This is a genomic window from Fictibacillus iocasae (assembly GCF_042665465.1).
Lineage (GTDB): Bacteria > Bacillota > Bacilli > Bacillales > Fictibacillaceae > Fictibacillus > Fictibacillus iocasae.
The window spans coordinates 164,304-188,750 of the sequence record NZ_JBHTCP010000004.1 but is presented as its reverse complement, the minus strand read 5'-3'; the positions used below and the strand labels follow the sequence as shown (position 1 = coordinate 188,750).

Below are 24,447 nucleotides of genomic sequence, written 5' to 3'. Positions count from 1 at the left end.
ATTACGGGGAAGTGATTAGCATTGAAACCGTCAAATATTGAAAATTACCTTGATCATTTATCGTCTAAAGGTATTCGTTTTGAAGACGGACAGGTCCAATTCTTATTGTTTGGAAAGCATTATTGTGACGCGAGCGATATCCAGGTAGAGTGCGCCATCGAGTTTATGCTCAAAGCGCAGTTTCGGTTTGACCCAAGCTATTTTATTGAGCTGCTTAAGCGGCTGAAAGAAGAAAACGTTGTATCAAAGAAAGAAGCTTATATGTATTTTGAACGACTACATCAAAATAAAATGCACGCATAAAGGATGAATCATGATCAATAGGATTAACCAAACCGAGCACTATGTCAGGAATGAACTAAAAAATGACTTCAGCGGCCATGACTGGTATCACATTCACCGGGTAAGGCAGCTGGCACTCGAAATTGGAAAAAAAGAGAACGCCGATTTGTATATATGTGAGATGGCAGCACTGCTTCATGACATCGCTGATGAAAAAATCTCTGGAAGTGAAGAAGCAGGATTACTGAAAGTGAGAACATGGCTGGAGACAATCGGTGAGAAAAAGGAAAACATAGAAACGATTCTTGAAATCATTGAGAACATGTCTTTTAAAGGCGGTACTCAACGGAAAACGCTCTCTCTTGAAGGGAAAGTCGTGCAGGATGCAGACAGGCTCGATGCTATAGGCGCCATTGGAATCGGGCGCACATTCGCTTACTCAGGAGCTAAAGGACAGCTCATGTTTGATCCTGAGATTCCGGTCCGGGACCATATGACAAAAGAAGAATACCGAAATGGGAAGAGCACAGCGGTCAATCATTTTTATGAGAAATTGCTTAAATTAAAAGATCGCATCAACACGGAGTATGCTAGAAAACTTGCGGAAGAGCGCCATCGCTTTATGGAAGTGTTTCTTGAACAGTTTAGGCTAGAGTGGGATGGAAAGAAATAAAACAAGATTTCCTTCACGGTAAAAGAAAAAGTCTGGGGCACATCTCACAACGGAGATGTGCCCCAGACTTTTTAAGCTTCTTCTGGCCGAGGACCAGCATCAAGACCAGATAGTGTGACAGTCATGACTGGTTTAACAGTCGCATCACCGCTTACGCACACCTGGCAAGAGAGGCGGACGCCATCAGCAAGGCCTTTTGTTTCAATGATATTCGCTTCCATTTCATTAATCGGTCCCAAATTGCCCGACAGCACCTCCACTCGGCACGTCGTGCATTTTGCCTTGCCTCCGCAGCGGTGGAGCATGTCTACACCATTGTCCTCAAGTGCATTTACAAGCTTCCTGCCATTTTCAATTTCAAATTCGCCATATCCTTGTACACTAATCTTCGCCATTTCCGCTCATTCCTTTCCTTATGTTTCCAACCACTATTATACGCTTTCTTCGTAAAGATTAATAGATTATTTCGGTATACAAACTAAGAGTCGCAGTCAGGCATCATTATTTGTTACAATAAAGCAGACTGAACTAATCCCTTCAAGGAGGCTTACGTGAATGCCAAAGAAGACGTCCTATAAGTCCGATATTGAAATTGCTCAAGAAGCAGCGATGCTGCCGATCAGCCATATTGCTGGGCTGCTCGGAATAGATGAAGAGGATTGGGAGCCTTATGGCCGCTATAAAGCCAAACTCTCTCTTAATCTGTTTCAAAAGCTTGAAACGAAGCAGGAAGGCCGTGTCGTTCTCGTCACGTCCATTAATCCCACACCTGCAGGTGAAGGTAAATCGACGGTTACGGTAGGTCTTGGACAAGCGTTCAACCGGATCGGAAAGCAGGCGGTTGTGGCTCTGCGTGAACCTTCGCTCGGCCCGAGCATGGGTATAAAGGGCGGGGCAGCAGGCGGCGGCTATTCACAAGTCATGCCGATGGAGGAAATCAACCTTCACTTTACCGGTGATATTCATGCGATTACAACCGCAAACAACGCTTTGGCTGCATTGATCGATAATCATATACACCAAGGAAACACATTACATATAGATCCTCGCAAGGTTGTATGGAAACGGGTGCTCGATATGAATGACCGTGCACTGCGGCAGATTGTTGTTGGACTGGGCGGACCGCTCCAAGGAGTGCCGCGAGAAGATGGTTTCGATATCACCGTTGCTTCTGAAATAATGGCGATCTTTTGTTTATCTACAAGTGTAAAAGATTTAAAAAATAGGCTTGCGAAGATGGTCATTGCGTATGATTACAGTGACCGGCCAGTCACAGCGGGTGATCTTGGTGCAGAAGGAGCACTGACACTTCTATTAAAAGACGCCCTCATGCCAAACCTCGTTCAAACGCTTGAGAACACGCCAGCCATCATTCACGGAGGTCCTTTTGCTAACATCGCGCATGGCTGCAACAGCATAATTGCAACAAAGCTTGCGTCAAAACTAGGTGAAATTGTCGTGACAGAGTCTGGTTTCGGTGCTGATCTTGGGGCGGAAAAGTTCTTGAATATTAAAGCGAGATATGGCTCGATCAAACCGAGTGCTGTGGTAGTCGTGGCAACAGTCAGGGCGTTAAAAATGCACGGAGGTCTGGCAAAAGACCAGCTCGCTGATGTGAACATGGACGCGTTGAAAAAAGGAATGCCGAACCTAGAAAAGCATCTGCATACGTTAAAGCAGTTTGGTGTGCCTGCAGTTGTTGCCATTAACCGTTTTGTAAATGATGACCAGCAGGAAGTCGATTTTATATTACAATGGTGCAGTGAAAACGGTGTGAAGGCAGCAGAAGCGAACGTTTGGCTAAACGGCGGCAGCGGGGGCGAAGAACTTGCGCGTACTGTTTTACATGTGATGGAAACAGCTGATAACACGTACAAACCATTATATGAACTAAACCTTCCACTGGAGGATAAGATTCGGACGATCTGTCAGAACGTCTATGGTGCAGATGACGTACAGTTTTCTCCTAAAGCCCTCAAGCAGCTCAGTCAGTTCACTTCACTAGGCTGGGGCATGCTGCCTGTGTGCATGGCGAAAACGCAGTACTCTCTTTCAGATGACCCTAAAAAGCTGGGACGCCCCGAAAAGTTCACAATAGCGATACGTGAACTTAAGGCTTCGATCGGAGCAGGATTTATCGTAGCACTTACAGGTGATGTAATGACGATGCCAGGGCTGCCGAAACGTCCAGCCGCGATGGATATGGATGTTACGGATGACGGTAAAGCGGCAGGATTATTTTAAGAGGAGGTCTTATAGATGAAGCCATTGCAGTTGTCAGCAGAAACGGCAGTCAAGCTTGCAAAAGCGCTGAATGTTCCGCTAGAGCAGCTGATGCACATGCCTCAGCACATTCTGATCAAAAAAATGATGGAATTGAATGAAACAGACAATAATACAAGAGAAGATAAGAACGAATAATCGCAGAATTGATAGTGGTTAAACAAGAAAGGAAATGAAATGAACAAATTAACTCCAGGAACTGCCCTTACGCTGAAAATCGCAAGAAAAGCTGATTTTGGCTACTTTTTAACCGATGGAACGGAAGAAGTGATGCTTCACAAATCAGAAGCGTCCAAAGTGCACGATGAAAATGAAGCCGTTGAAGTATTCTTGTATCAGGACCATGAAGGCAGGCTTGCCGCAACAGAAACAAAGCCGAAAGTCAGGCTCGATACACTTGCCTGGCTGGATGTAGCAGGACAGAACAAGAAATATGGTGTCTTCTTAAACATGGGAATTAAGAAGGATGTTCTTCTTTCTAAAGACGACCTGCCTCACGATTGGGAACTTTGGCCCGCAGTAGGAGATAAGATATACTCCGGATTAAAACTGGACAAAAAGGGACGTTTGTTTGCCGATCTGGCCACTGAAGAAGAGATGGTAGAACAAGCAGAAGCAGCAGGTCCCGAGCAGCATAATCAAGTGCTCGAAGGATATGTGTATAAACAGAATGAGTCAGGCGTACTCCTTTTTACAGATAACCAATTCATCGGATTTATCCACCGGGATGAGATGACACGAAAGCTGAGGCTCGGTGAAAAAGTTTCAGCTCGTGTGTCCTTCGTGAGAGAAGACGGAAGAATCAACATGTCGATGAAGCCACGCAAAGAGGAAGCGTACTCAGAAGACGCGGAAGCAATCCTGCACTATTTGCGAAAAAACAAAGGACAGATGGCACTCACCGATAAATCAGCACCGTCAGAGATAGAAGAAACGTTTCAAATCAGTAAAGCAGCGTTTAAACGAGCGATGGGCAAGCTGCTTAAAGAAAACAAAATTGTTCAAGAAGATGGAAAGACTTTTTTAAAAATATAAAGAAGCTAAGGACTCGAGAATCTCGAGTTCTTTTTTACATTTTAAGAGGAAAATAAAACTTTTTTCAAGATGATTACTCACGATGCAAAAAGTTAACGAACACCGTGTAAGAACACCTCAGGCTGTTTTGCAAAGTTTGCTTTTATTTCCTTTCTCAGTACGGATGCCTTCACAAAGCATCGTTTAATAATTATACATCTCAATTCATAAAAAACCTTGAATCCTTTATCCTGTTAGTGTACGATAGAACCCGTTGTGCAATATTCGTTACTTTTTGTCGAAAAAGGGAAAACTATTGAACAGGTTGTTATGTATATAGGAGGAAATGAGATTGAATAATAAACGATTAGGATTATGGGTATTAACCGCACTCGTTGTTGGCAACATGGTAGGATCCGGTATTTTCATGCTTCCGCGGTCTCTCGCAGAAGCAGCTAGTCCTGCTGGTGTACTATCCGCTTGGCTGATTACAGGATTCGGCGTGCTTATGACCGCTCTCGTGTTCGGAAACTTATCAATTCGCAAGCCTTCATTGAATGGCGGGCCGCAGAATTATGCAAAAGCACTGTTTAAAGAAAGCAGTGAGGGTGCATTACTAGGAGGTTACCTTGTCAGTTGGGGTTATTGGGTAGCGAACTGGGCTGGAAACGTGGCGATCATTACCACACTGGCCAGCTATCTTTCCACATTTTTCCCATCTATGACGAGTGAAAAAAAGCTTTTCACCTTCATGTCACAGACCGTAACAGCAGGTGGACTTGTCACATTTGCGGTGTGCAGCTTCCTTTTATGGGCTATTCACTTTATGATTTTAAGAGGAGTGGAAGGAGCTGGTAGCATCAATTTTGTTGCGACAGCTGCTAAGGTGGCTGGATTCTTTTTATTTATCGTTGTCTGTTTATTCGCATTTGAAGCTGCGAATATTGTTCCGTTCGCCGAATCCATTCCTGATGACGAGGGAGGAAGCATTGGTTTGCTCGGACAAGTAAACAATGCCGCGATCGCGACATTGTGGGCATTTGTCGGAGTAGAATCAGCAGTCGTTTTCTCGACGAGAGCCAAAAAGCAGGCTGATGTAAAACGAGCAACTATTCTAGGCCTTTTTATCGCTCTAGCTCTATATATCCTTATTACTATACTCGTGATGGGAACGCTGCCTAAAGAGCAGCTTGTCCAGTCACAAAAGCCTCTGGTCGACGCTCTTTCTGCCGTTGTCGGTTCATCAGGAAGCTATATGATGGCTGTTTTGGGGATTATTTCTTTGCTTGGTGCGACCATTGGCTGGGTGCTTCTTTCTGCTGAGGTTCCTTATCAAGCAGCTAAACAAAACATGTTTTTGCCTCAGTTTCTAAAAGAGAATAAAAACGGAGCTCCTGTTTTTTCGCTGATTGTTACGAACTTGTGCACACAGCTCTTTATTTTTTCCGTTGTATCTCAATCCATGGCAGAAGCATTTGATTTTATCATCTTTATTGCTACCTTGGCGTTTCTTGTTCCTTATATTATGGGAGCATTTTATCAGCTTAAGCTCGTTATCACAGGAGAGACGTATGAAAATCAGTCTCGTGCCCGCAGAATGGACGGCGTGATTGCAGGTATTGCCGCAGTCTATTCTCTTTGGGTGATCAAAGCAGGAACAGCCGATCTGAAAACGTTCATGCTTGGCATCGCACTCTTAGCATCCGGTATTGTGTTGTATCCACTCGTTAGAAGAAGGTTTCTGCATAAAAAACAAAGCCAATAACAAGTAAGCAAGTAAGTAAAAAGGCTAAACCGCGACTCTATCAAAAGGATGACCAGGGTGACTGAACGGGTCATCCTTTTTTTGTATTTAAAGAATTTAACTTTTTAAACAGAGTAGAAATTCGATGCACTTAAAAAATGTAGGAATGAAGGTTAAGAGCAACTAAATTTGATCTAAAGTCTTGGTGTCAGCCATGTTTACTTAAAGAGTTTCTTGCGGTTGAAACATAAACAGGCTTTGTTCATAATGTAATTGTATACATAAATGGTTAATGGAGGAATTTATGCAAAAGACCGAATGCAGAGATAAGGTGCAAATCATTCATGATTACTTGAATTCCCTGGATGTGGTAAATGGCCAACACGTCGCAGGAATACTGCAAGAAGTGTTAAGTATTGATATATATCGGATCTCTTCTTCGGGGGAGGGGAAAAAAGCCGCATCCTATCCTGCTGAAGTCATGAATTGTGTTCAAAAAGCTCTTCTTATGGACGGACGAGACAGCAGTGCCGAATATATCATGGCCCTGGAAAAAGCAGAGGTGCTCGACTTATATTTGATTCAGCAGGAAGAATGCTCCGCAAAAGATGCACTAAGGGCCATCAATATGATCTTTGGGATGAATGTAGAAGGGATCGCAACATTAGAAACAGCTCGCATCTCCTTATTTTCCAAAGGGCAATGGATTTCACGCACCGGCCGTGACTTAGCGGCAGTCTTCACAGGCAAAGGGGATGTGGATGTTGAAATCCGGCCTACTACATATTTTAAAGAAATAACCGGGCATAGCGAGCTGCCCGATCTTCTTCAAGACGAATTGAAGCAGCTCGGTTTCAGCTATGATAAATCAAGGAATGGTTTTTATTATTCTAACCCTGCCGGTGTTTCTGTCCCAGATGAGTTTAAAATGAAAACGATGAGTACGATCACGAAAGGATTAGAAGAGTTTAGAACATGATAAAGACGCATGAAACCAGCCCTAAATAACCTTTTTCTTTGTTCGTAAACTTTTTGACTGAGAGATATACTCCCTCTAGAAAGTATAAGAAAACGACCAGACAAACATCTGGTCGTTTTCTATTTCATTTTCATATCCAATTAGAGTGTGATTTCCGCTGCAAAAAGGCTTGCGTTTAAAATGGTAAGGCAACTGTTTAATGCAAGTTAAGCTCCCTTTTCTAAATCAATTCCTGTATTTGCTTTTACAAGAATTTCATCAAACTTTTGAGTGTCAGATCGACCTCCAAATACGTAGGTGCCGATTATCGCCCCTAGGAATCCGAGAGGGATAGAAACGATGCCAGGATTAGCGAGCGGGAAGATAGCTTCCCCAGTTAAGATAGCTGCACCCTCGACCGGGTTCCATACACTAGGAGAAATGGCGACTAGCAGCAGGGAGCTTATAAGACCGGTCAGCATACCTGTAACGGCGCCCGCCGTATTAAAGCGCTTCCAAAAGATGGTCAGCAAAATGATCGGAAGGTTTGCGCTTGCTGCCACGGCGAATGCCAGCGCGACAAGGAAGGCAACGTTCAGTTTTTGTGCGAACAGCGCGAGAAGGATCGAAAGAATCGCAACGCCTACGGAAGCCCATTTGGCGGCATTCATTTGTTCTTTTTCTGTCGCTTTTCCTTTTCTCAAAATATGGCTGTAAAAGTCATGAGCGAACGCTGAAGCCGCCGATAAGACCAGACCGGCTACAACAGCGAGGATGGTCGCAAATGCTACGGCTGAAACAAAAGCAAACAGGAAGTCGCCGCCAAGTGTCTGTGCGAGTAGAGGCGCAGCCATGTTTCCTGCTGCATTCGCTGCTATGATGTCATCATTTCCGACAAATGCTGCCGCTCCGAAACCAAGAAAGATGGTCATAATGTAGAATGCTCCAATCAGCCACGTGGCGTATACGACAGATTGCCTTGCGGTTGGTGCATCCTTAACCGTGAAGAAACGAATAAGGATATGAGGAAGCCCTGCTGTCCCCAATACTAATGCCAGATTCAATGAGATCGTATCCAGAGGATCCTTAAATTTATTTCCGGGATTTAAGAAAGCCTCGCCTAGCGGAGTTGCTGTTTTCACTTGCTCGAACATGGCGGTAAAGCTGAAGCCAAACTTTGCAAAAACCATCAAAGAAATGATGAATGTACCACCCATTAAAAGGACTGCTTTCACGATCTGTACCCAGCTCGTTGCGGTCATGCCGCCAAACACGACATATACCGTCATTAATATCCCGACAATGAGTACGCTGTAAACATAATCGATTCCAAGCAAAAGTTTGATAAGGGCACCTGCACCAACTAGCTGTGCAATCATATAGAAGATGGAGATGGAAATGGTGTTAAGAGCAGCGACACCACGAATCTTTTTATCATTAAAACGTGCGGCGATCATATCAGCCATCGTATACTTACCGAGATTTCGAAGCGGCTCCGCTACAAGATAGAGAACAACGAGATAAGCGACGAGAAACCCGATGCTGTAAAAGAATCCGTCAAATCCTGCGAGGGCAATCGTACCTGCTATGCCTAAAAATGAAGCGGCTGACATATAATCTCCTGCGATGGCCAGACCGTTCTGCCACCCTGTCAGCCCGCCGTCAGCTGTATAAAAATCGCTGGTCGTTTTTGTTTTCTTTGAAGCAAAATATGTAATCACGAGGGTTAGCAGGACGATTCCCAGAAATAAGCTAAATGCCGTGCCGTTCATCAGCTTGCCTCCTTTTGTGTTTGGCTGCTTATTTTTGAGGTCATTTCATCAAACTTAGCTGCTCGTTTTGAATAAATGACACATAATGACCACGTCATGACAAACTGAGAGAAAGCAAACAGCCATGCCCAAGTAATGTCGCCGATTGCCTTTTCATTGAGTATCGTTGTATAGGCGGTCATAATCGGAAGAGCAAAGTAAAACAGAAAGAAAAATATCGTACTAGGCAGAATAAAGTTTCTTTTTTTTCTCATCAGATCTTTAAATGCTGGTGAAGTTGCAATAGAAGTGTATTCCTTGGCTAGTTCATTAGTTTTGGAACTTTGCATGATCCATCCTCCTTTTATGAGTAAAATCGAGGGGTAAGCTCCTCCTTTCCTTTTTAATTAGTAAAAATTCTGAATTTTCACTAATTATAGTATATAAAAAAAGGTACAGACTGACAACAGAAGACTTAAGAGGAAAGCGGAGACATAGTTTAGTATAATAAAGATAAGAAGATGGTATGTCAGCTTAGAGAGAGGTGTTTAAAAATTGAGCCTTGTACTAGTGAAGCTAGGAATTTCCGCTTTTTTAGGCCTGATTATCGGCATAGAAAGAGAACTAAAGAACAAGCCAGTCGGACTTAAGACAAGTCTTGTGATCTCCATCAGCAGCTGTCTGCTGACTATTGTATCCATTGAATCGGCAGAAAGGTTCTCTGAGATGACAGACCGGACGATGATGGACCCTATGCGTCTTGCTGCTCAAATTGTCAGCGGCATCGGGTTTCTTGGTGCAGGCGTCATTCTTCGCCGCAGCAACGATGTGATTTCGGGCTTGACGACTGCCGCGATGATTTGGGGAGCATCTGGACTGGGGATTGCGGCAGGTGCAGGATTTTATATTGAAGCAGCTGCCGGTGGATTGCTGATATTGATCTCTGTCGAGCTTATCCCTCTTATCATGAAATGGATCGGGCCGAGAGCATTGAGAAACGTTGACATCCGGTTAAAGCTTGTTGTGATGGAAGAAGCAGATATGACTGCACTCATTAAAAAAGTGAACGATCAGAACGTGCGCATCACGAACGTCAGGATAAAGGATTTAGATTCAGGATTACGAAAAATGGAGCTTGCAGCTGCCATCTATGAAAAGAGGTACACAACGGATTTGTATTATGACATTAAAAGAATTGAAGGCATTCAGACAGTCGAGATCGAAACATTAAATTAACGGAGGGATTCCGAAATGAAAGCATTGATTGTTATAGACTATACGAATGATTTTATCGCAGATGATGGAAGGCTTACTTGCGGAGCACCTGGTCAGTCAATAGAGCGTGCCGTTTCTTCAGCAGCTCAAACATTCATGGAACGTGGCGACTTTACTGTCTTTGCTGTTGATGTACATGACGAAACAGACCACTATCATCCTGAAAATCGTCTCTTTCCCCCTCACAATATTAGAGGGACGAAAGGAAGAGATCTTTACGGCAGCGTGCATGCTTTATATGAAGGAAACCGTCATGAGAAGCATGTATACTGGATGGACAAAACCCGGTACAGTGCCTTCGCTGGCACTGATCTTGAAATCAAACTGAGGGAGCGAGGAATCACAGACGTTTACTTAGCTGGAGTCTGCACGGACATTTGTGTTCTGCATACGGCAGTGGATGCTTACAATAAAGGATTTCAGCTTCATGTTTACGAAGATGCTGTTCAAAGCTTCAATGAACAAGGACATGACTGGGCATTGTCTCATTTTCAGCAGTCACTTGGAGTGAGATTGGTAACAGCCATAAAAGAACGTGCATAAATAAAAACGTTTGTCTTGAATCGCTTTTCACAGCCAAAAACACAACATAAGAAGAAATAAGAAAGAAAAAAAGAGCATGGTGATGATATCCATGCTCTTTTTCATGAGGCAGATTGCCTTTTCGCTTCGGGAAAAGAGGGAATGAAGATTTCTGATTTCTCTTTCAACATAAGACTATAATGCGACATTGATTGGGTTGTGGTTCCAAATGGGCTTGTCGATCAGGCAGCAGACATCAAAGGCGATTTTTCCGGCAGAGTCGGGAACCATTAAGTCGTTCAAGCATTTTTTCATCCGCTGATACTCTTCTTCATCTGACAGAAGTTCTTGGCTGATCATGGCGGCATCAGCCGAATGTTGGGCTATTTTTGCACAGCCCCACTTTTCGAAAAATAGTGCGTTTTCCTTTTCCTGACCAGGAACGGGATTTAACAGGACAAGAGGGGTAAGGCTGTTCACAGCTTCAGTCAATGTGAGACCGCCAGGCTTTGTCACGATCACATCCGCCTCTTTCATCAATGAAGCCATATGAGAAACGAAACCTTGTATTAAAACATCCTCGCGATCGGCATATACCGCAAGCAGCTGCTTTTTCAGCTTCTCATTCTTACCGGTCACCACCTGGATGGTTGTATTCTTTGAATGCTTACAGTCAATAAAATCTCGTGCGTCTGACATAGAAACCGAAGTGGCAAGAAGCAGTATGAGCTTGTTCACCGTTTTGGGCTTATCGCTGTTATGTGAGTAGATGCACATGTCATTCTCAAAGGATTTTTTTACAGGTATGCCCGTAACGAGCACATCCTCCTGGTCAACACGGTGAGAGACGAGCTTTTCTTTCACCTGAGCAGTCGGTACATAATATTTGTCAACATCTTCATTCATCCATAAAGGATGAAGACAATAATCTGTGATAACATTGACGGTCGGTATCACAAGGCCTGTTTGTTTACGGAATGTCCCGCCAAAGAGCATGGGGAACGTATTGATAATCGCATCTGGCTTAAGTTTCCGGACGATGTCATGCATTTGGCCCGCAGTACGGTCCATGATAAATTTTAACAGTGGTGATTTATGGTTCAGTTTGCCCGTTCCGTAGTAAAACCATTTATACAGCTGAACGGCTTTTGTAAATGTCTGCACATAAAAAAACTCGGACACCTTATGAAAAGCAGGATGCAGTGAGGAGTATGGATCCATTACGGTTACACGGCATCCTTGAACAAGTTCGAGCCTTTCTTGTAGTGCCTCGGCTGCCGAGCAATGCCCATTTCCATAGCGCGCTGTAAGTATGAGGACATGTTTTGTTTCTTCCATTCATACCGCCTCCTTTTTTGCTTTTTCACAACTATAGCAAAGGAGTGTGAACGGCATTTTAAGGAACTAAGAAGGATTTATTAAGATTATTTAAAAGGACTTCATAAAGTTCTTGTTATCAGCATGTTCATTATAAAAGGTAACCATTGCTGGGGCGAGCTTAGGAAAAGGTTGGCAGCTGATGCCTGAACCCCTTAAGTCCTCAAGCAATGCCGAGCAATCGTACAGGTGCTGACCGCTAAAATAATCAAGTGTCTCTTTCGGCACGCCGAGAAGCCTTTGAATGAACCTAGGTCCTATTGCGGCCGAAGCAATTGAAACAGGAATGGTGAACCTTGCTTTCTTGCCATGCAGCTCGTAAAGCAAGGAAGCAAACGCATCCTTTATCGTAGGTGGAGAAGGATTGATCACATGATACGTCTTGTTTTCACCATCCTTGAGATGAGTGAGATAGACAGCAGAACGTATGACAAAGTCATAAGGCACAAGATGAATGATTGCCGTTCCTTTCCCGATCATAGGACAGGAAAGTATCTTAGCTTTTTTAAAAAGGTTAGAAGGTAATAAGGGCCATCAAACTTCTGTGTCTCCCCGCTTTCCGAGTCGCCCGTTACGATGCCTGGCCTAAAAATGGTCACAGGAATGTGTGATCTAGCTTCGTGCACGATTTTTTCTGCTAAAAACTTTGTTTCTTCATAATGATTCCGGAATTCGTTTGGCTGTATCAATTCTTCTTCCTTAATCACGCCTTGTCTTTTGCCGGAAACGTATGCGGTGCTGAAATAACTGTACCGCATCAAGAGTGGGCAGGCCTTCAGCCAGTCTGTCACATTCTTTGTGCCCTGTACATTTAACACCTCACACGCACCACGCGATGCGGTCAGATCATAAAGTGCGGCCAGATGGAAGGCATGTGATACTTCCTGTTGAAGCAAGGAAGCTTTAATACGGTCGATTCCAAGATCAGCTTTCGTGATGTCACCTTGTATGAGCTCTATATCACATTCGCTAGGACATATATCTTTGATGACCGCAGAGGCGGCCTTCCATTCAGAACCTAGCACTAAAAGGCGATACCGCGCCTTTGGGTACTGCAGCGTCAGTTCCTTAAGCAGCCTTGTAGCGAGAAAACCAGGAAAGCCTGTAATAAAGTAGACATTATTCACCGTGAGCACCCCCTTTTTTAATATTTCAGTACTATTGGTTTAAAAGACATTCATTTTTTTGTATACTATCGGTAGAGTTATTCATAGGAGGCTATACACATGAACGCATATGAAGAATATATGAAACAGATGGCAAGACCGATGAGAGAAGAGTTGACACGCGCTGGCTTCGAGGAACTGACCTCACCTGATGAAGTGTCAGCGTTTATGGACAAGAAAGGGACGAAGCTAGTCGTCATTAATTCTGTTTGCGGCTGTGCGGCGGGGCTTGCCAGACCGGTTGCAGTAGCGTCTCTTAATCATTCGGTTAAGCCAGAGCATGTCGCAACCGTGTTTGCAGGTCAGGATAAGGAAGCGACAGCAGCATTCCGCCAATACTTTGAAGACATTCCGCCTTCTTCACCTTCAATGGCACTATTAAAGGATGGTGAAGTGGTGCACTTTATTCACCGTCATAATATTGAAAACCATTCTCCCGAAGAGATCCTTGATAATCTTTTAACTGCATATGATCAAAACTGCTGATCCGTTTTCCCCTGGCCTGATTATAGGCCAGGGATTTTTTTTGTACTTTAAGAAGTATAGCCTTTAAACCAGAGAAGGAAGTTGACGCAGTCGAAAAGTTTAGGAATAAAAGTGAAGGGCAACTAATGCTGACTGAAAGGCAAAGCGTCAGCCAATTTTTTTAATTTTTTAGTAACCGCTATCATTCCTTCTGCATCAGCATTGAAAACCCTTTCAAAAAGACAGCGGATTTGAAATTTTCAAAAAATAGTTATTGCGGTCTTTTAACCTATGTCATATATTATGACTAAGTGATGTTAGTTTTTATAACATAGGGAGGTTTTATCATGGAAGCAGAAGCAATAAACTTGGCGCTGGATTCATTATGGGTGATGGTTGCTGCCATCTTGGTGATCGGGATGCAGGCAGGGTTCGCCTTGCTGGAAGCGGGCTCAACAAGGATGAAAAATTCTGGGCATGTGGCCGGAAAGCAGATTGTCAGCTTTGCAATCGCGACACTTGCCTTTTGGGCGGCAGGATTTGCGATTACGTTTGGAGAAGGTAATTCAATTATTGGGACGTCTGGATTTTTGCTTCATGAAAGCAGCTCGTCAACGTTCTCCTCATTAGATTGGGCGAACGTGCCATTATCATTAAAGTTTTTATTTCAATTAGGTTTTGTCGGAGTATCGCTCGCTATTGCATGGGGGGGCTTTGCAGAACGTGCTAAATTATCGGTGTACATTATATTTGGAACATTGTTTACCGTTGCGATCTATCCGGTAATCGGCCACTGGGTTTGGGGCGGAGGATGGCTTGGAACCATGGGAATGCAGGATTTTGCCGGTTCGACCGTTGTACATCTTCAAGGAGCTGTCGCAGCGCTTGTTGCTACCATGCTTTTAGGTCCAAGGATTGGAAAGTTCAACAAAGACCGAACACCCAATCTTATTCCCGGCCATAACCAGGTTTATACGGTTTTAGGCGGAATTCTTCTATGGGTAGGCTGGTTCGGATTTAATGCCGGCAGCACGATGGCTGTTGGAGACGGTTTCTTTGGTTATGTCGCGTTAACAACAAATCTTGCAGCTGCCGCAGGAGCGCTGGCTGCCATTGCTGCTGCGAAAGTCCTCACTGGAAAAGCCGATATACCTGCAATGGTGAACGGCGTTCTGGCTGCCTTAGTGGCGATCACCGCAGCATGTGCATTTGTTGAGCCATGGGCAGCTGTCGTCATCGGTGCGTTTGCGGGTGCATTTACGTTTTGGACTTCGCTTTATTTTGAAAGAAAAGGAATCGATGATCCCATTTTTGCATTTTCGGTTCATGGAATCGCTGGTATCGCGGGAACGATCTCCACTGGGCTGTTCGCTTCTCCAAGACTTGTTGAAATTACGGGTATTGGCAAAGCAGGCTTGTTGTATGGGGGAGGCTTTGATCAGCTGATCACGCAGACTGTGGGGGTTCTTGGTGCAGCTGTATATGTTGGAGCTGTTTCGTTCCTCATCCTGTATGCACTGAAACGAACGATTGGGCTCCGTGTCAGTGCGGAACAAGAACTGTCTGGACTAGATATCAGTGAACACGGTTCATACGGCTACCCAGAACAGCTTGATCCATCTCTTTTAAAAGAAGCAAAATAAATGAGAAGAATCAAGCCGAGGTGATTAGACAATCACCTCGGCTTTTAAGGAGTTTTCCGATGAAAACGGAAGCAAATGACATTCAATCAATCATCAGCAGCGCAACTGAACCTGCAGAGCTAAAAATCGCCCATGAAGAAATAGACCGTTATATGAAACGTATCGTTTATCAAGTGGAATTACATGAAGTAAGAGGCTTGTTCACAGAGATCAACCGCTTGCATCACAGTATAAAATCCAAAGCAATCAAGCTGGCTGAGATCGAACTGAACATAAAGGAAACCGATCGATTTTGCTGGGGGATGATGGGAAGCGGAGCCAGAGAAGAGCAGACAGTAAGAACGGATCAGGACAACTGCCTTTTTTATGATGAGGGGACTATGAAGGAGGAAGTCGTCTCGTTTTCAAGTGCTGGAGTGAAAAATCTAGCAGAGGCAGGCTATCCTTTATGCAGCGGAAATGTCATGGCGACAAATCCGAGATGGAACTTTGCTTCTACCGTTTGGAATGATTCACACATACCACCCATAGTGTTTGAAGATGTTCGTTATGCGTATATCCTGCTTGACGTCATTCCTATCTACGGAAACGCAAGTCTGCTAAACAAAGTAAAAGAAAAATGGAAACTCACTTTATGCAATGATGGACAGCTATTGGTCAAGATGCGTGAAACGGCGGCTAACCTTCATGTTCCGCTTAGTCCGCTCGGCAAAATCTTTACAGAAAGGTATGGAAACCAAGCGGGAAAATTCAATATTAAAATACATGCTTACGCCCCTCTGATTATTGCTGTAAAATATTTGAGCTTGATGGCAGGCATAAACGAAGTGAACACCTACACACGATTAGAACGCCTTAGCCAGCGTGGCATAATAGATGAGTATTTGAGACGAGAATTGACCTCAGCCCTCGATCTGTTTTTATTATTAAGGCTTAATAATAGTGCGTTTACTCCTTTTCATAAAGTTCCGCTAGATTATATAGATTTAGAGAGTTTGACGAAAGAGAATGCGCATCTTTTAAAAAAAGGACTTAAGATCGTAAAAAAATTGCAGAAAGTTCTCAAGCGAAGGGGGTGTGAATGTGAAGCACCCGAGCAATGACAGCGGTACGGTCAAACAATGGATCAATCAGCTCCTGTCACTCGGCATAAAGCGTGATCAAGTTCCGGGCGGAGTTCAAAGCGATTTTAGTAGACAGGCTTGGATACGGGCTGTAATGAAAGAGAACGCAAAAAAGAAAAAAGAACAAAATCTTCTTTTATGTGAGATGCCAGTTATCATCATCGATTCAGAGACAACGGGTTTCAGGCCAGAGCATGGTGATGAGATGATTTCACTATGCGCCATAAAGCTAGAGGGAAAAAATGAAGAAAAAAGACTGTCCACTTTTATAAAAGCAGAAAAAAAAATTCCTGAGGATGTAAAGAGGTTAACTGGGATTACGGATAATGATCTGCTGGATGCCCCACCACTTATCGAGATTATGCCTGATTTAGTCCCTCTCTTAAGCTCACATCTTATAGTAGGCTATCATATTTCGCATGACCTGACATTTCTTAACCATCATTTATGGAAATCGGTCAAAAGAAAGCTGTCCAACCCTTCTCTTGATTTGAAAATGATCTTGGAGAAGATGTATCGGGGCAGAGATTTTTCTACATTTGATGATGCTTTATCTTTCTTCTCGCTCGAAATAAAAGACCGCCATACGGCAGCTGGAGATGCAGAGGCTGCAGTTAAACTGTGGGAATGCATCCTTTCAGAGTGTGATACCCGATCAGTAAAGACGCTTAATGATTTTCATCGATTACTGGTATAAGAGAGAAACGTGTCAGCACTAGCTGCGATCATACTCCATTCCTACTCTTGTTGACTAAAAAGTTACACCATCTTTAATTGTAAAAAAGACTGACCAGAAAGCCGGAGCTTTTGTCAGTCTTTTTTTTTTTTTTAAAGCAAAATTAGCACTCGTCGCCGTCTTTGTAATACACAGTTGCTCCGATGATGACAAGCAAGATAAAGAGAACGACGATAATGGTGAAGCCGCAGCCGTAACCGCAATGATGGTGGTGGTGACCATGATGATAGATCGGCATATTGGCTACCGGCTTCATGTTTTCGTTGGCATATGGCATATTCATTTTCTTGTTATCCATTCTTTGTCCCTCCAAATGTGTAAGTATTATGTGATTAGCACAATACAACATATGTAGGTAACCGCCTTGTTGACCCGGGACAAATGCGGAGTTTTTGGTGAATTCGCCTGTACATGTTTAGGGGAAGAGCCTATTTTTCACTATCTAGAAGAATGAACTTGAAAAAGTTGGAGTGTTTACCTTACATCAGCGCCGCTGGATCAAAAAAAAGCTCCTGCTAAAGGAGCTATCGTTATATCCATGTAACTTTGGGTTCTGTTTTCTTGTAAATTCTTACAATGTTAGCACGGTGCCTGTATATGAGAAAAAGGGCAAATCCCGCCATGAGAATGACAGTCAGCTTGTCTTCTGTAAAAATCATACTAAATACGACTGAAAACACACCTGCCGATATAGAAGAAAGAGAAACATATTTGGTTACATACAGTGTTAGGAAAAACACGACAACGAGTATAAGAAAAATGACAGGTTCATGCAGAAGAAGGACACCGCCTGAAGTGGCGACTGCTTTGCCTCCTTTAAATTTTGCGAATACAGGATAACAATGGCCGATCACTGCCGGAATGCCGGCGATAAGCGGATGCATGTCGATTTGAAGCAGGTAGGGCAGAGCGGCAGCGAGTGTCCCTTTTAACACATCGGCAACCGACACAATAAATCCTGCTTTTTTTCCTAGTGTTCGGAACGTATTGGTTCCCCCTAAATTGCCGCTCCCGTGCTTCCGAATATCAATGCCGTAGCCCCATTTACCGACAATTAGCGCAAACGGAATAGAACCGAGCAGATAGGAAGCGAGCAGAATGAACGCATTTTCCATAAAATCCCCCTAATAAGACCTTGCTGATACATCTATTATATGAAATTCCGCAAACAATTCCTATTTCTATTTTTTTTTTGCTATTTTCCCTTTCGATGCTGGCTTACTGGTATCCTTTTATTTTTCGCAAAAGGTAAATACCAGTTGTAATCACCAAGAAGCTTCATTAGGGAGGGAACAAGAACCATCCGGACAACGGTGGCGTCAAGCAAGATCGCAAGCGCGATAGCGATGCCGATCTGTTTGACAGGCATTACGTCTGTGAACGCGAACGAACCGGTAATGACAATCATAATCGCAGCTGCGGAAGTGATAATCTTAGAGGTTGAGGTGAGGCCGATAAGCGTAGCTTGATCATTGTCACCTGTTTCTGCGTACACTTCTTGAATTCTCGAAATAAGAAACACTTCATAATCCATGCTAAGACCGAACACAATTCCAAATGTGAACACGGGAATCATGAGGGCGATGTCGGCAGGCTCGTAAATATGGCCGCTTTGAAAAATATACACTAGAATGCCAAACGTCGCAGAAAGACTCAGAATGTTCATCAAAATGGCTTTTATCGGTATAAACAGTGAACGGAAAGCGGCCATTAAGATAAAGAAGGTTGTCATTAGCACTACAGCAAGTCCGTAGGGCATTTTTTGTATGATCTCGTCAAAGATTTCTTGGTTGAATTTTGAGACCCCGCCTACTGTCACCTTAAGATCACCGTAATCCTCTTCCCATTCCCGCACGAATTGCTGTGCTTCGCGTCCTGTAATATTCACATTCAGATAAACGTAGAACAAAGCTGTATCTCCTGAAATGAACTGTTGGACTGCTGGTTCAAGCTGTTTCCTGCTCTCAGGTATTTGGTAGGCAGAAAGAAGGGTTCCTGGGTTTTCGGCAAAAGAGAAGATGGATTCAGTACGGCTTACGATGCGTTCTTCTTTTATTCTGCTGTGCAGTTCGTTTAATTGATTTAACGCTTCTTCGTCCTTCAAAAATGGCTTCTCGGTTTGCAAAACAAAGGTGACCGGATAGAGCTCTTTTTTACCGAAGCTTTCCTCGAATCTTTCAAAAGCTATTCTAGATTCGTAATGTTTTGGGAGAGCTTCTGCTTCAGGAATCGATAATGTTAAGCGGAAGATCGGGATCAAGGCTGCACTTAGAACCAAAATCGCCAAAGTGGCCATAATTACAGGGCGTTTCATAACAAAAGCTGCAAAGTTATGCCAAACGCTTTTACTGGATTTTGCTGCTTTAAAAACGGTAAAGGCATTGATCTTTTCACCTATTACCCCAAGAAGAGCAGGCAGGAACGTAACCGCAGCAATGACCGACAAGACGACAACAACCATTCCGCCAAGAGCAACTGTTTTAAAGATGTCGATATCGATGAGCAGCATTCCCGAAAGTCCTAAAAACACACATAGACCTGAGAAAGCGATAGACCGTCCGGCTGTAGCGATGGAAATGATAACGGCTGTTTCTGTTCCTTTTATTAATTCTTCACGAAACCGGTTGACGAGCAAGAGTGCAAAATCGATTCCGAGAGCCAGTCCGATCATCGGAACGACATTCAATAGAAAGATCGACAGACCGGCATCTCCTCTGAACAGGTACAACAATCCAAGTGAACAGGCGACGCTCATCACACCGATGATAATTGGCAGCGATGCGGCTGCTAAAGAGCCGAACGCCAATAGCAAGATGATGAGAGCAGCTGGAATGCCGATCGCTTCTGCCCGCGCCAGGTCCTGCTGGCTTGCTTTGTTCATATCATCAGCGATGACAGGGCCTCCTGTAAGGACAGCCGTCATGCCGTTTTCATCTTTGAGCTTTTTTTTAATCTCCACCAATGATGGCTGAACGTTGTCGAAGCCTTTATCAAAGCCAATCGTGGCATAGGAGAGATTTCCTTTTGACATGGACAGTGTGGAGTTGTCATAAGGCGACTGAAATTCAACCGCATCTTGAACCTTTTTCAAATTGTCCATCGTTTTCTTCACATATTCTTTGTATACAGTGTCTTTGGGCTGATGGATGGAAGAATCAAACACGATGATTACTGATGATTTAGGGCGTCCGAATTTATCCTGCAATATGTTCTCCGTCTTGGTGAAAGAGCCATCCATCGTAAAACCACTTCCAGAGAGAACGCTGGGAAGGCGGACGGCAAGTAGTGATAAAGCCATCGCAAAAATGATCCAAAAGGTTATAATAGATTTGCGGTAAGTAAAGACAAACCTTCCGAAACGAAGCAATGTGGAATTGGATTTCATGTTTTCCTCCCTTTCAATAACCTGTCTTTACTTATTTTAAAAACATTTTCCTATTCATGCAAATTCATACAAATAAAACATTTAGGTGAGAAAATTATGATTGTAACAACGGCTGGAAAATTCAATGCAGGTTTAATTGAAAAGGCCCGCTCTGCGGCGGCTGCTATACAAGCACGATTCGTGAACCGAGGCAGAGATTCTATTCAAACATTAAAAGAACAACATAACGATGATGTGGTCATGATCGGAAAAAACAAAACGGTCTATCACGCGCTTCACAGTGATGAGCCATTTTTCTTTCATCCAAATTCTTCTATGTTCCGTGCCAAGCAGTGGCTCAGAGGAGAGGGGGATCCGCTAATTAAGGCAGCGAAAATTCAGCCAGGCAGTTCTTTTTTAGACTGCACTCTCGGTTTAGGCTCAGACAGTACGATGGCCAGCCTTGCAGCCGGTCCAGCCGGCAAGGTCATCGGCATTGAGGAGAGCGAGGCTGTCAGGATGATCGTAACATCCGGCCTCTCAATATGGGAGACAGGTATTAAAGAGATGGATGACGCGATGCGGCGTGTGCGCGTTCTGTCTGGGAACCACTTAGAAATATTGAGAAGCCTTCCAAATGAAAGCTATGACATCGTGTATTTTGATCCGATGTTTGAGAGCACCATTCATGAATCCGCTGGTCTAAGCGGACTAAAAACGGTGGCATCTTATTCATGTCTTACAAAAGAAGCGATAGAGGAAGCATGCCGTGTTGCCAAAAAAAGGGTAGTCTTAAAGGAGAACCGTGTGAGCCCGTTGTTTAAAGAGCATCACTTTAACGTCATCCCTCGTTCTTCAAAGTTCTGGTATGGAACGATTGAAAAGGAGCAGTCCGATGTTTAGCCTTATGCTCATCATTCTAGCCATCGCCCTCGTTTTGCAAGGGATCAAAAAGCATGTGCTGCGGATACCTGAACCTGATCCATCTGCCGCATTAAAAGAGCTCGAAATGCAGGAATGGTTTATCGCTTTATACAGCGATCCGGAAAATAAGATGGTGATTGACGGTTTTAAAAAAGACGGCCCGTTATCAGACGCAAATACCATAAAACGATTGATCACGCATGAAGGAGCTAGAATAGGGTTTATACGATATGTGGAAGAGAAGCACACATGAAAAAGAGCCGCGCCTTTCCGGACGCGGCTCTTTCCTACACTGAAAAATGATTCAACGTGCTTTCGTTTAATACCCATTCTTTCACTTCCATGTCTCTCGCACCCATCGTGATAAACGGGTCCCCCGCTGCAAGCTTTTGAGCGGTTTCGAGATCAGGGGCCTTGTAGACGACGAGTCCGCCTGAACCATCCGAGAACCGGCCGTATGTAAGAATTTGGCCTTGTGCATAAAGTTTTTCAAGGTACGTAAGGTGAGCATCGCGGTACTGAGTACTCTTTTCTTCATCTTTCATGGGCAGAAATACAGCATAATAGTTCATCGTTATCGCTCCTTCTTTTTGATTGAACAAGAAATCTGCTAACAGCAAGCTTAAAAGGGGTGAATATGATCGTGCTTTGTCAGCAACATCATTGTATTACATTCGTTTTTATATAGCGAATGATGCAACTAGTATGACATAATGGGAATGTATGGATAAAATTGAAGATGAGGACAGTTAGATGTTAAAGAATACGATGCAAGCGTATAAAAAAATGGACCGGAACATTTGGATCCGTTTTGTCGGTGAGTCCATTAACGGCATCGCGATGATGATGCTTATGCCGTTTTTCGCCCTGTATATGAAAGATAAAGTCGATTATTTTTGGCAAATTGGCATCGTGATGGCGATGGGCCCGATCGCAGGCGTTTTTGGATCGCTGATAGGCGGCAGGCTAGCGGATAAGTATGGCCGAAAACCGGTCATGGTCGTTTCCATGCTAGGAAACGGGATCGTGATGACAGGGTTCATATTTTTTGAAGGATTTTATCCTTTTTTAATTCTCTCTTGGCTGTTCGGACTCTTTAATTCTTTGTTTCATCCTGCAGCATCTGCGATGGTCGCAGATGTGACAGACGAAGCAGGGAGGACCGAGGCTTATGGCTTGCTGCGGATGGGACATAACATTGGCGCGGCAATCGGTCCGCTGCTAGGGGCCTCTATTGTGGTCCTTTCTAAAACGGCAGTGTTCATGATCGGTGCCGCAGCTATTTTCCTTTACACGATCGTGGTAGCTATATTTATTAAAGAAACGCTTCCGAAGCTTGGTGATGCCACACTTTCACCGTTAGTAAAGCAAAAGAGCGAGGAAAAGCTCCCTTCTATTTTTGCAGTTGTTTTTAAAGACAGGATTCTTTTCTTGTTTATCGTGACAGGCATTGTGTTTTCGATGGGGTTTTCCCAGACCGAAGGGATGCTGCCCCTTCATTTCGACCAGCATATGACTCACCTTTTGGATATTCAAAATCCTTACCCCTACCTGATGGCCTTTAATGGCACGCTTGTTGTATTGTTTCAATTTGCGCTTTCGAGCTGGGCCTCATCACGGCAGCTGGGCCGCGTGATGCTCTACGGATCGTTATTTTTTGGATTCGGACTTATCGCGGTTGGCTGGCTTCCTTTATTTTTTTTCGAGTATGATGTACCGTTTTGGCCTGTTCTTACGATATTGCTGATCGTCTATGGGCTCTATACTTTAGGCGAAATGCTGCTTTCTCCAGTTCAGATGACGTTCGTTGCCAATATCAGCCCTGAACATTTAAGAGGAACCTATATGGGAGCTGCCAGTCTGCAATGGATAGCAGGGGGAGCGCTCGGTCCGATTGCGGCAGGTTTTTTAATGGATGAAAAGCTGGGGCATGTATTGCTTACGGTTCTTGGAATTGGTTGTCTTGCGGCTGGTTTTGTCTACCTGTCTCTCGATAAATGGGCAAAAGATGCTAAAATTAGAAATCTTAAAGGCGATGGTGAGGCTGTTCAGCAAGCTTGATAAAAAGAAAGGAGTGAGAGTATGATAGATTTGAGAAGCGATACCGTTACTAAGCCAACACAGGAGATGCGTCTGGCCATGTTTGAGGCGGAAGTGGGAGACGATGTATACGGTGAAGATCCTACAGTCAATAAACTAGAAGAAATTGCAGCCCACGTGCTTGGAAAGGAAGCCGCTCTTTTTGTAACGAGCGGCACACAAGGCAACCAGCTTGCGGTGCTTGCTCAAACCTCTCCAGGAGATGAGATTATTATGGAGCGTGATTCACACTTGTTTTATTACGAGGGTGGAGCGGCTTCAGCGCTTGCAGGTGTTCAAATGAGGACGATCAAAGGTATAGGAGGAGCATTCAGTCTTGACAGTCTGAAACGTGCGATTCGTAGTGATGATATCCATTTTCCTGACACCTCCTTAATCTGTCTAGAAAACACGCATAACCGTGCAGGCGGGCGTGCTATTCCATACCAGCAAATGCGAAGTGTGTATGAAACAGCTTCTTCCTTTGAAGTAAAGGTGCATTTAGACGGTGCAAGATTGTTTAATGCTGCAGCAGCGCTCGGCTGTTCTGCAGAAGACCTGGCATCGTGCAGTGACACGGTTTCTCTTTGTCTTTCCAAAGGGCTGGGGGCGCCGGCAGGTTCCGTTCTTGCAGGTAGCGCAGAAACAATCAAGAAAGCAAGAAAATGGCGCAAGCGTCTTGGGGGCGGGATGAGGCAGACTGGTATTCTTGCTGCTCCTGGAATCATTGCGATAACGAAAATGGCTGAGAGATTGACAGAAGATCATATTCACGCAAAGATGCTGGCAGAGGGCATCCGAGAAATTCATGGTCTGAGCGTTGTAAACGAGGTGGATACCAATATCGTTCTTGTGGATGTTTCAGCATTAAACCAGACAAATGGCCATATTTTAGAGGCTCTAAAAAAAGAAGGTATCCTTGCTGTTGCGTTTGGTGAAGACGTTATTCGCTTCACCACCCACTATGATGTTAGTGAATCAGACATCCAGCAGACTCTTCAAAAAATCAATAACATCTTAAAAATCCAGCGAGCTTGATGGCTCACTGGATTTTTATATTTCATGAT

Annotated in this window: 27 protein-coding genes; 17 read left to right on the top strand and 10 right to left on the bottom strand. The window is 43.9% G+C overall.

The features are described 5' to 3' along the window. Positions 1 to 21 precede the first annotated feature (21 nt). On the top strand, positions 22 to 303 hold the full coding sequence (locus tag ACFQPF_RS03240) for a DUF6123 family protein (RefSeq protein ID WP_379746447.1): 282 nt from the start codon (positions 22 to 24) through the stop codon (positions 301 to 303). 10 nt (positions 304 to 313) lie between these two features. Next, positions 314 to 955 (top strand): HD domain-containing protein, encoded by a 642-nt coding sequence (locus tag ACFQPF_RS03235; protein ID WP_379746444.1) that lies wholly within the window; start codon positions 314 to 316, stop codon positions 953 to 955. Positions 956 to 1,026: 71 nt separating this feature from the next. On the opposite strand, the gene ACFQPF_RS03230 is transcribed toward ACFQPF_RS03235, so the two are convergent. After that, complete coding sequence (locus ACFQPF_RS03230; protein WP_379746441.1) at positions 1,027 to 1,350, bottom strand: 2Fe-2S iron-sulfur cluster-binding protein; 324 nt, start codon at positions 1,348 to 1,350, stop codon at positions 1,027 to 1,029. 160 nt (positions 1,351 to 1,510) lie between these two features. On the opposite strand from ACFQPF_RS03230, the gene ACFQPF_RS03225 reads away from it, so the two are divergent. The 5 genes from ACFQPF_RS03225 to ACFQPF_RS03205 all read left to right on the top strand — a co-directional run bounded on the left by ACFQPF_RS03225 (position 1,511) and on the right by ACFQPF_RS03205 (position 6,975). Then, on the top strand, positions 1,511 to 3,199 hold the full coding sequence (locus ACFQPF_RS03225; protein WP_379746438.1) for a formate--tetrahydrofolate ligase: 1,689 nt from the start codon (positions 1,511 to 1,513) through the stop codon (positions 3,197 to 3,199). A 15-nt stretch (positions 3,200 to 3,214) separates the two neighbouring features. Continuing rightward, on the top strand, positions 3,215 to 3,376 hold the full coding sequence (locus ACFQPF_RS03220) for a YycC family protein (protein WP_379746435.1): 162 nt from the start codon (positions 3,215 to 3,217) through the stop codon (positions 3,374 to 3,376). Positions 3,377 to 3,415: 39 nt separating this feature from the next. Further along, positions 3,416 to 4,273, top strand: a complete 858-nt coding sequence (locus ACFQPF_RS03215; protein ID WP_379746432.1) for a CvfB family protein — start codon at positions 3,416 to 3,418, stop codon at positions 4,271 to 4,273. Positions 4,274 to 4,598: 325 nt separating this feature from the next. Then, positions 4,599 to 6,017 (top strand): amino acid permease, encoded by a 1,419-nt coding sequence (locus ACFQPF_RS03210; RefSeq protein ID WP_379746429.1) that lies wholly within the window; start codon positions 4,599 to 4,601, stop codon positions 6,015 to 6,017. 283 nt (positions 6,018 to 6,300) lie between these two features. Continuing rightward, the gene (locus ACFQPF_RS03205; protein ID WP_379746426.1) at positions 6,301 to 6,975 is read left to right on the top strand and encodes a hypothetical protein; all 675 of its coding nucleotides are present in this window, start codon (positions 6,301 to 6,303) and stop codon (positions 6,973 to 6,975) included. 206 nt (positions 6,976 to 7,181) lie between these two features. Here the strand turns inward: ACFQPF_RS03205 and ACFQPF_RS03200 are convergent, their stop codons facing one another. Then, positions 7,182 to 8,726 carry a solute symporter family protein gene (locus ACFQPF_RS03200; RefSeq protein WP_379746423.1) on the bottom strand — a complete coding sequence of 515 codons (1,545 nt, stop codon included), beginning with the start codon at positions 8,724 to 8,726 and terminating at the stop codon, positions 7,182 to 7,184. Then, entirely contained in the window at positions 8,726 to 9,055 is a 330-nt protein-coding gene (locus ACFQPF_RS03195; protein WP_379746420.1) for a DUF485 domain-containing protein, read from the bottom strand. The genes ACFQPF_RS03200 and ACFQPF_RS03195 overlap by 1 nt, the downstream gene beginning before the upstream one ends. Before the next feature lie 205 nt (positions 9,056 to 9,260). Here ACFQPF_RS03195 and ACFQPF_RS03190 point away from each other — a divergent pair, with 205 nt between their 5' ends. Together ACFQPF_RS03190 and ACFQPF_RS03185 are read left to right on the top strand one after the other, a co-directional pair. Beyond that, entirely contained in the window at positions 9,261 to 9,941 is a 681-nt protein-coding gene (locus ACFQPF_RS03190; RefSeq protein WP_379746417.1) for an MgtC/SapB family protein, read from the top strand. A gap of 15 nt (positions 9,942 to 9,956) precedes the next feature. Continuing rightward, positions 9,957 to 10,523 carry a cysteine hydrolase family protein gene (locus ACFQPF_RS03185; protein ID WP_379746414.1) on the top strand — a complete coding sequence of 189 codons (567 nt, stop codon included), beginning with the start codon at positions 9,957 to 9,959 and terminating at the stop codon, positions 10,521 to 10,523. 174 nt (positions 10,524 to 10,697) lie between these two features. Here ACFQPF_RS03185 and ACFQPF_RS03180 read toward each other — a convergent pair whose 3' ends face one another. From ACFQPF_RS03180 to ACFQPF_RS03170, 3 genes are all read right to left on the bottom strand, one after another. Further along, positions 10,698 to 11,840, bottom strand: coding sequence for an MGDG synthase family glycosyltransferase (locus ACFQPF_RS03180; protein WP_379746411.1), 1,143 nt, complete (start codon positions 11,838 to 11,840; stop codon positions 10,698 to 10,700). A 90-nt stretch (positions 11,841 to 11,930) separates the two neighbouring features. After that, the gene (locus ACFQPF_RS03175) at positions 11,931 to 12,359 is read right to left on the bottom strand and encodes an SDR family oxidoreductase (RefSeq protein WP_379746408.1); all 429 of its coding nucleotides are present in this window, start codon (positions 12,357 to 12,359) and stop codon (positions 11,931 to 11,933) included. Further along, on the bottom strand, positions 12,356 to 13,006 hold the full coding sequence (locus ACFQPF_RS03170; RefSeq protein ID WP_379746405.1) for an SDR family oxidoreductase: 651 nt from the start codon (positions 13,004 to 13,006) through the stop codon (positions 12,356 to 12,358). Before ACFQPF_RS03170 ends, ACFQPF_RS03175 begins: the two co-directional genes overlap by 4 nt. A 99-nt stretch (positions 13,007 to 13,105) precedes the next feature. Here ACFQPF_RS03170 and ACFQPF_RS03165 point away from each other — a divergent pair, with 99 nt between their 5' ends. The 4 genes from ACFQPF_RS03165 to ACFQPF_RS03150 all read left to right on the top strand — a co-directional run bounded on the left by ACFQPF_RS03165 (position 13,106) and on the right by ACFQPF_RS03150 (position 16,974). Next, entirely contained in the window at positions 13,106 to 13,531 is a 426-nt protein-coding gene (locus ACFQPF_RS03165) for a BrxA/BrxB family bacilliredoxin (protein WP_379746402.1), read from the top strand. A 326-nt stretch (positions 13,532 to 13,857) separates the two neighbouring features. Continuing rightward, positions 13,858 to 15,153, top strand: coding sequence for an ammonium transporter (locus tag ACFQPF_RS03160; RefSeq protein ID WP_379746399.1), 1,296 nt, complete (start codon positions 13,858 to 13,860; stop codon positions 15,151 to 15,153). A gap of 59 nt (positions 15,154 to 15,212) precedes the next feature. Next, positions 15,213 to 16,256: a putative nucleotidyltransferase substrate binding domain-containing protein gene (locus tag ACFQPF_RS03155; RefSeq protein WP_379746396.1), complete on the top strand. Its 1,044-nt coding sequence runs from the start codon at positions 15,213 to 15,215 to the stop codon at positions 16,254 to 16,256. Then, a complete protein-coding gene (locus ACFQPF_RS03150) occupies positions 16,237 to 16,974 on the top strand; it encodes an exonuclease domain-containing protein (protein WP_379746393.1) in 738 nt (245 codons plus the stop codon). Before ACFQPF_RS03155 ends, ACFQPF_RS03150 begins: the two co-directional genes overlap by 20 nt. A 142-nt stretch (positions 16,975 to 17,116) precedes the next feature. Here the strand turns inward: ACFQPF_RS03150 and ACFQPF_RS03145 are convergent, their stop codons facing one another. The 3 genes from ACFQPF_RS03145 to ACFQPF_RS03135 all read right to left on the bottom strand — a co-directional run bounded on the left by ACFQPF_RS03145 (position 17,117) and on the right by ACFQPF_RS03135 (position 20,398). Continuing rightward, complete coding sequence (locus ACFQPF_RS03145) at positions 17,117 to 17,311, bottom strand: YjcZ family sporulation protein (RefSeq protein WP_379746390.1); 195 nt, start codon at positions 17,309 to 17,311, stop codon at positions 17,117 to 17,119. Positions 17,312 to 17,543: 232 nt separating this feature from the next. After that, a complete protein-coding gene (gene plsY, locus ACFQPF_RS03140) occupies positions 17,544 to 18,128 on the bottom strand; it encodes a glycerol-3-phosphate 1-O-acyltransferase PlsY (protein WP_379746386.1) in 585 nt (194 codons plus the stop codon). 80 nt (positions 18,129 to 18,208) lie between these two features. Beyond that, a complete protein-coding gene (locus ACFQPF_RS03135; protein ID WP_379746383.1) occupies positions 18,209 to 20,398 on the bottom strand; it encodes an MMPL family transporter in 2,190 nt (729 codons plus the stop codon). Positions 20,399 to 20,494: 96 nt separating this feature from the next. On the opposite strand from ACFQPF_RS03135, the gene ACFQPF_RS03130 reads away from it, so the two are divergent. Both ACFQPF_RS03130 and ACFQPF_RS03125 read left to right on the top strand, forming a co-directional pair. Beyond that, positions 20,495 to 21,280, top strand: a complete 786-nt coding sequence (locus ACFQPF_RS03130; RefSeq protein WP_379746380.1) for a class I SAM-dependent methyltransferase — start codon at positions 20,495 to 20,497, stop codon at positions 21,278 to 21,280. Beyond that, on the top strand, positions 21,273 to 21,554 hold the full coding sequence (locus ACFQPF_RS03125) for a hypothetical protein (RefSeq protein ID WP_379746377.1): 282 nt from the start codon (positions 21,273 to 21,275) through the stop codon (positions 21,552 to 21,554). The genes ACFQPF_RS03130 and ACFQPF_RS03125 overlap by 8 nt, the downstream gene beginning before the upstream one ends. Before the next feature lie 34 nt (positions 21,555 to 21,588). On the opposite strand, the gene ACFQPF_RS03120 is transcribed toward ACFQPF_RS03125, so the two are convergent. Beyond that, a complete protein-coding gene (locus ACFQPF_RS03120) occupies positions 21,589 to 21,873 on the bottom strand; it encodes a YciI family protein (RefSeq protein ID WP_379746374.1) in 285 nt (94 codons plus the stop codon). A gap of 181 nt (positions 21,874 to 22,054) precedes the next feature. On the opposite strand from ACFQPF_RS03120, the gene ACFQPF_RS03115 reads away from it, so the two are divergent. Together ACFQPF_RS03115 and ltaE are read left to right on the top strand one after the other, a co-directional pair. Next, on the top strand, positions 22,055 to 23,362 hold the full coding sequence (locus ACFQPF_RS03115) for an MDR family MFS transporter (RefSeq protein ID WP_379746371.1): 1,308 nt from the start codon (positions 22,055 to 22,057) through the stop codon (positions 23,360 to 23,362). A 21-nt stretch (positions 23,363 to 23,383) separates the two neighbouring features. Then, positions 23,384 to 24,418, top strand: coding sequence for a low-specificity L-threonine aldolase (ltaE, locus tag ACFQPF_RS03110; RefSeq protein ID WP_379746368.1), 1,035 nt, complete (start codon positions 23,384 to 23,386; stop codon positions 24,416 to 24,418). Positions 24,419 to 24,447 lie beyond the last annotated feature (29 nt).

Coding starts and splice junctions, on each gene's coding strand:
- ACFQPF_RS03165 (WP_379746402.1), top strand. CDS start 13,106: ATGAACGCATATGAAGAATATATGAAACAGATGGCAAGACCGATGAGA.
- ACFQPF_RS03225 (WP_379746438.1), top strand. CDS start 1,511: ATGCCAAAGAAGACGTCCTATAAGTCCGATATTGAAATTGCTCAAGAA.
- ACFQPF_RS03185 (WP_379746414.1), top strand. CDS start 9,957: ATGAAAGCATTGATTGTTATAGACTATACGAATGATTTTATCGCAGAT.
- ltaE (WP_379746368.1), top strand. CDS start 23,384: ATGATAGATTTGAGAAGCGATACCGTTACTAAGCCAACACAGGAGATG.
- ACFQPF_RS03130 (WP_379746380.1), top strand. CDS start 20,495: ATGATTGTAACAACGGCTGGAAAATTCAATGCAGGTTTAATTGAAAAG.
- ACFQPF_RS03155 (WP_379746396.1), top strand. CDS start 15,213: ATGAAAACGGAAGCAAATGACATTCAATCAATCATCAGCAGCGCAACT.
- ACFQPF_RS03205 (WP_379746426.1), top strand. CDS start 6,301: ATGCAAAAGACCGAATGCAGAGATAAGGTGCAAATCATTCATGATTAC.
- plsY (WP_379746386.1), bottom strand. CDS start 18,128: ATGGAAAATGCGTTCATTCTGCTCGCTTCCTATCTGCTCGGTTCTATT.
- ACFQPF_RS03145 (WP_379746390.1), bottom strand. CDS start 17,311: ATGGATAACAAGAAAATGAATATGCCATATGCCAACGAAAACATGAAG.
- ACFQPF_RS03160 (WP_379746399.1), top strand. CDS start 13,858: ATGGAAGCAGAAGCAATAAACTTGGCGCTGGATTCATTATGGGTGATG.
- ACFQPF_RS03220 (WP_379746435.1), top strand. CDS start 3,215: ATGAAGCCATTGCAGTTGTCAGCAGAAACGGCAGTCAAGCTTGCAAAA.
- ACFQPF_RS03175 (WP_379746408.1), bottom strand. CDS start 12,359: ATGATCGGGAAAGGAACGGCAATCATTCATCTTGTGCCTTATGACTTT.
- ACFQPF_RS03235 (WP_379746444.1), top strand. CDS start 314: ATGATCAATAGGATTAACCAAACCGAGCACTATGTCAGGAATGAACTA.
- ACFQPF_RS03215 (WP_379746432.1), top strand. CDS start 3,416: ATGAACAAATTAACTCCAGGAACTGCCCTTACGCTGAAAATCGCAAGA.
- ACFQPF_RS03120 (WP_379746374.1), bottom strand. CDS start 21,873: ATGAACTATTATGCTGTATTTCTGCCCATGAAAGATGAAGAAAAGAGT.
- ACFQPF_RS03135 (WP_379746383.1), bottom strand. CDS start 20,398: ATGAAATCCAATTCCACATTGCTTCGTTTCGGAAGGTTTGTCTTTACT.
- ACFQPF_RS03200 (WP_379746423.1), bottom strand. CDS start 8,726: ATGAACGGCACGGCATTTAGCTTATTTCTGGGAATCGTCCTGCTAACC.
- ACFQPF_RS03180 (WP_379746411.1), bottom strand. CDS start 11,840: ATGGAAGAAACAAAACATGTCCTCATACTTACAGCGCGCTATGGAAAT.
- ACFQPF_RS03210 (WP_379746429.1), top strand. CDS start 4,599: ATGAGATTGAATAATAAACGATTAGGATTATGGGTATTAACCGCACTC.
- ACFQPF_RS03125 (WP_379746377.1), top strand. CDS start 21,273: ATGTTTAGCCTTATGCTCATCATTCTAGCCATCGCCCTCGTTTTGCAA.
- ACFQPF_RS03195 (WP_379746420.1), bottom strand. CDS start 9,055: ATGCAAAGTTCCAAAACTAATGAACTAGCCAAGGAATACACTTCTATT.
- ACFQPF_RS03115 (WP_379746371.1), top strand. CDS start 22,055: ATGTTAAAGAATACGATGCAAGCGTATAAAAAAATGGACCGGAACATT.
- ACFQPF_RS03230 (WP_379746441.1), bottom strand. CDS start 1,350: ATGGCGAAGATTAGTGTACAAGGATATGGCGAATTTGAAATTGAAAAT.